The 2,503-nt window shown below is 43.2% G+C and carries 3 protein-coding genes and 1 pseudogene; 1 reads left to right on the top strand and 3 read right to left on the bottom strand.

Annotation, left to right across the window (positions count from 1 at the left end):
- Window positions 1–215: 215 nt before the first annotated feature.
- Window positions 216–626, top strand: coding sequence for a site-specific integrase (locus Q0986_RS06575; RefSeq protein WP_299406386.1), 411 nt, complete (start codon window positions 216–218; stop codon window positions 624–626).
- A gap of 40 nt (window positions 627–666) precedes the next feature.
- On the opposite strand, the gene Q0986_RS06570 is transcribed toward Q0986_RS06575, so the two are convergent.
- The 3 genes and pseudogenes from Q0986_RS06570 to Q0986_RS06560 all read right to left on the bottom strand — a co-directional run.
- Window positions 667–921, bottom strand: coding sequence for a DUF1830 domain-containing protein (locus Q0986_RS06570; RefSeq protein ID WP_299406381.1), 255 nt, complete (start codon window positions 919–921; stop codon window positions 667–669).
- Between the two features lie 649 nt (window positions 922–1,570).
- A complete protein-coding gene (locus Q0986_RS06565; protein ID WP_299406376.1) occupies window positions 1,571–1,777 on the bottom strand; it encodes a hypothetical protein in 207 nt (68 codons plus the stop codon).
- Window positions 1,778–2,253: 476 nt separating this feature from the next.
- Window positions 2,254–2,503: pseudogene (locus Q0986_RS06560) on the bottom strand (hypothetical protein); the annotation flags it as partial.

The following is a 2,503-nucleotide window of genomic DNA, read 5'->3' as shown; positions in this document are numbered from 1 at the left end:
TTTTTGAAGTAATGCCACTCTTCAGTTCGATTCATGAAAAGACAAAAATGCCTGTCTCTCTGTTAGACAGGCATAGTGAGTAGTAGTTCTATTGTACTACCATTAGATTCTTTTTATCTGACAGATTTTAGAAGCTTGAAATGTACCTCTGTCTAGCTTTAAGTTGCTGTTATCAGCAATTGATGAGCCACAATCACTCACGAGAGGACAGTAGTATGGCGAAAGTCTACACAGGTAAAGTGACCATTCCAGCCAATCAATTTAATGAGTACCTGGAAGCTATGCAAGCAGCAGAAGAAGCTAGAGCCCCCTTTCGAGAGTCTCTAGAACAGCTCAATCGAGACTTTGCTGGTTTCCTCGCGGCCAAATACTCCAAGAAAACTGTCAGAAAACATACCAACATCGTTGAGTTATTTATTCACTTCATTTGTGGCTATACCGATGTCGAAGCCATTGAGGACATCACCAAAGGCATGGTTAATAGCCATTTCAGAAAATGGTATAAACGCAAGGTCTGGGATTCCTCTACCGAAAGTGATTTGAGAGTCGCGCTCAAGAAGTTCTTTCAGTTTCTAGCGGCTGAAAAAGGAATCACCAATGAGGCAGCACTCAACGCCTTGAAATAACTTGATTAGCCCCTACCTTGAATTCGTCACCATACCCAGATCAGCAAGCTGTCTTTACACGCAACTGCCGACAGGGAATACAGTCCACCTGAATAGCTGTAGCAATCTCACTATTATGAACCTCAAGGTGGGCCTTGGGAGGTGCATCGAACATGAGATGCTGTTGTGGAAATACGACCCGCTCAAAATACCAGTTCGGGATATTGGTAATCCGTACCACCTGGACTCTTGGTGAACGATTCCGGTAGCAGCAAGTAATAGACTCTTGTTGTTGAGGCTCAAGGGTTTTAAGCATAAGCATTAGCAAGCCAGCCCTTAGACTGAAGATCTAAAGACTGGCGAGACGAATAATTTAAATAGGCATTTATAAGCTGGCCAGCGGTTTTTATCTGAAAGGGATAGACCCTTTCTTAAGACATCTTCCACAGATGAAGAAGTCAGGCTTATTATGACAATAATATTAACTTATATATAGTTTATTAATAGAAGCCTTTATAATATTTTTATAATTTGAACTTTGCTTTTTCAACTCTGGACTTCTGCATCTAACGGCCATTCCGGCTAATGGCGACTTGCTAGTGAGGATAGATGCTCAAGTTTTCATCCATCGGTTATCTGTGGGAACAAGCACTCAGCCGATCAGATGATTGGCGGTAGCCTCTATTTTACGCTTCTTTACTCAATTCTCAGGCAGAAAAAACTGGTCTAGAGAGCTAATTTTTGAACTAGCTCCTTTCGTGACATTCTGCCACTGATAAATTTACTGTGTTGCTCATGGCGAGGAAGAAACCAGCACCAAAACGTCGATTGTTCAGACTACTGTGGCTCTGTGCGATCTTGTTCAGCCTTATTTCAGGGCTGTTCATGAGTCTTTATGGTTTCATTCGCTGGCGATCTTGCCTGGATGGGGTGTTGTGTAGCTTGACCTTCCCCACGATACATTTTTAGGTGCCAGCCATGTCACGAATCAGCATTGTATGGTCATACAGGTAGCCTTCAACAGCTTTCCGTTCTTCAGTTTTCAGAGGGCGGCTCTTTTCTAGATGGACAACCACCCAGCCCACTAAGCCTGAATCATCAAGCCTTGCTAGGGTTTGATGGGGTATCTGTTCAATCATTTGCCAGAGTTGGCGTAGGAGAGGGGGAGACATGGTAGTAAATCACCTAACAATTTTGGCACTTACACATTGACTTCTGTACATCATAATTTAATTTTTTCTTAATTATCTGACAATCAAAATACAAAGCGGGAATGATCTTGACCGCTAATCACCGTAAATGGTTTCCTGGCAATCGCAAATTTGATCTTAAAACCTGACCTTTATCCTTGGGGACAAAGGAAAAGCATCTTTACGGCAAGGCACTTACTCACTCTTCCAAGCAATACTTTTTATGACAGTATTATCGGGTAACTCTAATTTGATTTGTCATTACAGCCCGTGTATTCGCTTTTTGTAAACCCATGTCCTTTTGCTTGAGATGCTGAAGAGCCAAAGTGTTCCTTTACTCACGTCACCAGTTGGAATCTGGAAAGCGATCAGGCTCTGGAGCATTTGAAAGATTCAATGGATGCGATCTCAGAACCACCCTTTAACAGGTACAAACTGACTCCATACCCCAGTCCACCTCATGATCTACCCGGTTGAACCGCTCGAAGACGGATTTCACGAGTCCACACCCGGCTAAATTCTTCAATGCCATTCCCAGGCATCATCAGGTGTTCAAAGCCTTCTTCTAGCTGGGTGATAAATTCCTGACGCCAGCGATTCCAATCCGCTTGGGTTGGATGCTCAATGCCATTGCAAAATTCCGCCCAGCTCTCCTGCTGAAACTCTGAGGTATTCAAGGAGGTTTGTTTCACCTTCACTTCGATGAGA

This window comes from Acaryochloris sp. IP29b_bin.148 (genome assembly GCF_028285565.1).
Taxonomy (GTDB): Bacteria; Cyanobacteriota; Cyanobacteriia; order Thermosynechococcales; family Thermosynechococcaceae; genus Acaryochloris.
This window is presented reverse-complemented; position numbering and strand designations above follow the sequence as displayed.